Annotated in this window: 4 protein-coding genes; all 4 read right to left on the bottom strand. The window is 69.2% G+C overall.

The window, feature by feature from the left end:
* Nucleotides 1–121 precede the first annotated feature (121 nt).
* The 4 genes from VFF46_RS38375 to VFF46_RS40720 are packed head-to-tail and all read right to left on the bottom strand — an operon-like array spanning nt 122 to nt 2,649.
* The gene (locus VFF46_RS38375) at nt 122–583 is read right to left on the bottom strand and encodes an NUDIX hydrolase (RefSeq protein WP_325042192.1); all 462 of its coding nucleotides are present in this window, start codon (nt 581–583) and stop codon (nt 122–124) included.
* Complete coding sequence (locus tag VFF46_RS38370; RefSeq protein ID WP_325042191.1) at nt 584–1,552, bottom strand: threonine ammonia-lyase; 969 nt, start codon at nt 1,550–1,552, stop codon at nt 584–586.
* A 48-nt stretch (nt 1,553–1,600) separates the two neighbouring features.
* On the bottom strand, nt 1,601–2,179 hold the full coding sequence (locus tag VFF46_RS38365) for a nucleotidyltransferase domain-containing protein (protein WP_325042190.1): 579 nt from the start codon (nt 2,177–2,179) through the stop codon (nt 1,601–1,603).
* 44 nt (nt 2,180–2,223) lie between these two features.
* The gene (locus VFF46_RS40720) at nt 2,224–2,649 is read right to left on the bottom strand and encodes an alpha/beta fold hydrolase (RefSeq protein ID WP_414673142.1); all 426 of its coding nucleotides are present in this window, start codon (nt 2,647–2,649) and stop codon (nt 2,224–2,226) included.
* Nucleotides 2,650–2,693: the final 44 nt, after the last annotated feature.

The raw sequence follows: 2,693 nt of genomic DNA, 5'->3' as shown, positions 1-2,693 counted from the left end.
GGTGAGTTGCCGGGGTGGGACGGAGGCGGAGCGGGCTTATGTGGGGCTTGGGTTCGTGGAGTGGGGGCGGATGCCGGGTGGGCTGCGGGATCCGGGGGAGCGGGTGTACGACGAGGTGCGGTTATAGATGCAGCTCGGTGGGGGTGGCGGGGACGCCTTCGGTGAGAAGGGTGGTCAGTAGGCGGCCGAGGTTGGGCGGGAAGATCGTGTCCTGGGTGGATTCGAGTTCGCGCGCTTGCCACCAGCGGAAGGTGAGGATCGTGCGGGCTTCGGACGGCGTCAGCTCGGCGGGGGCCGGGGTGAAGTGGTTGACGCGGTGCAGCAGCCATTCTTCGTGTACGTCGTACCGCCGGCCGTCGTGTTCGTACGTGTGGTCGCGCCACCAGACGTGTGTGCCGGCAGGCAGATCGCGGAGGCCCGTCTCCTCGTAGGTCTCGCGGGCGGCGGCCTGCTGGAGGGATTCGCCGGGCTCGATCCCGCCGCCGACCGGGTACCAGCAGGTGGCGCCGGACCTGCGCGCGTGGATGAGCAGGAGGCGGTCGTCCTCGTCGAGCAGGAGGAGTTTGACTGTTTGGCGGGGCATTTAGATCCAGGTTCGGTATTTGGCCTGGTCGACGTTGCTGCCGCAGATGATTGTGGTGACCGGGCGGTCGGCGAAGCGGGCTGGGTCTTCGAGGATGGCGGCGATGCCGAGGGCGGCGGAGGGTTCGGCGATCAGGCCGGCGTGGTCGTGGAGCAGGCGGATCGCGGTGATGATCGAGGATTCCTGCACGAGTACGGCGTCGTCGGCGACCGCCAGGAGGTCGTCGAGTACTTCGGGAATCGGGTGCCGCCCGGCGACGCCGTCGGCGATCGTGACAGCGGTTTCGGTACTGACTACCCGGCGCTGGTGCCACGAGCGGGTCATCGCGGGAGCGCCGTACGGCTGCACGCAGACCACGTCGACGTACGGGGTGAGGGCCTTCAGTACGTACCCGATCCCGGTCGCCATCGCCCCACCGCCAAGGGCAATCAGCACCACCGGCCGGGCGTCGTCGTACGGCCCAAAGGAGTCGAGCAGTTCGAGGCCGATGGTGGCGGCGCCTTCGCAGGTTTCCAGGTCGAGGCTGTCCTCCAGGAGGCGGATGCCGTCGTACTGCGCGATCGCGGCGGCGCGTTCGCGGGCGAGTTCGTGGTCGCCGTCGACGAGTTCGAGGGTGGCGCCGAGCGCGCGGATGCGGTCCAGCTTGGCGGGGGTCGCGAAGCGGGACGCGACGACCGTGACGTCGAGGTCGCGGTGCCGGCCGGACCACGCGAGGGCCTGGCCGAGGTTGCCCGCACTCGCGCACACCACGGCGCGCGAGTTGCCGCGGGCAAGCTGATCCGCGACGACCTCGGTACCACGACCTTTGAAGCTGCGCACCGGGTTCGCGGTCTCGAGCTTGATGTTGAGCGTGCAGCCGAGGGTCGGCTCCAGCGCCTCACACCGGTACAGCGGGCTGTCCAGGAACACCGGATCGATCACCCGCCGAGCCGCCCGGATCCTGGCCATGTCGAGCCGCGTCGCTTGCACGGCGGCAGCCTAGGTGGCGCCTGCGCTTGCAGACGCCACCAACACGGGCTAGTGCGTCAGCTCAGGTAGCCATGCGTGTTCCGGGTACCGCGGGGCGATGTGGTCGTGGAGCCAGGTACGGCGGGGTTGATCCAGAAGTGCTGCGACGGCGTGGAAGTCGTCCGTGTCCTTGGGACGGTCGGAGCGGGACTTGAAGAGCAGGGCGATCTCGGGGGCCAGGTACGGGAGGCCGCCGGGGGTGGTGAGGGTGATGTCGTCGAGTGGTTTGCGGATGGTGCCGCGGCCGCGGTGGTAGACCCAGTCGTCGCCGTCGGAGGCCGCGAGGATGATGCGGACCGGGGTCGGGAACAGGTCGTCGGGGAAGGCGAGTACGTCGGGCCCTGGGGTGAGCGGCTCGCCCGGTTGCCAGGGGCGCTGGGCTCCGGTGTTCGGGTTCTCGACGGTCGGGCGCGGATCGGTGAAGGTGGCGGCGACCAGGTCGAGGTCGCGGGCCAGGACGAGTACGTCGACGTCGGTGTGCGGGCGGCGTACCCGGTCCGCGAACAGGTCGAGCGCCCAGCCGCCGGCGATCCAGTAGCGGCCGGGGTAGTCGGTGAAGTACGTGTGTACGGCGTTCAGGGAATGCATTGCGGGGCTCCTTCGCGTAGGTGCGGTGTGCCCCGGGGGGAGAGTCAGAGTCGCCGGTGGTTTCGAGGCGGCACCGCGCATGATCTGCGCATAAGAACCACCTCCTCCACGCTCTGACACTCAACGGAAGATCCTAGCGTCAATCGGCGAGGAACTGGCGGATGTGGTCGGACCAGGTCGCGGGTTGTTCGAAGTGGCACATGTGGGCCGCGTTGGGGACTACTTGCAGTTCGCTGGGGACGGCTTCGTGCGCGGTCGAGGTCCCACACGAAGACGGTCGAGTTGCGGAGTGCGCCGTTCGCCTCGTCGTCGATCCGTTGCCGGCGCTGGTACTCCGGCCAGTCCGCCAAGTACGGCGCAGCGTCCGCCAACCTGTACGCCGACGTGGACGCGAGCACGAGCCGCCGTACCTGCTCCGGATGCGTGTCGACGAACTGCATCGCCGCCCGCCCACCCGTCGAGAACCCCACCAGGTCGACCACCCCGAGCCCGAGCCGCTCGATCAGCCGGGACG

It is taken from the genome of Kribbella sp. (assembly GCF_035655035.1).
In the GTDB taxonomy this organism is placed as follows: Bacteria; Actinomycetota; Actinomycetes; order Propionibacteriales; family Kribbellaceae; genus Kribbella.
Note: the sequence above shows the minus strand (reverse complement) of the source record. Positions and strands in the feature narration are given on the sequence as shown.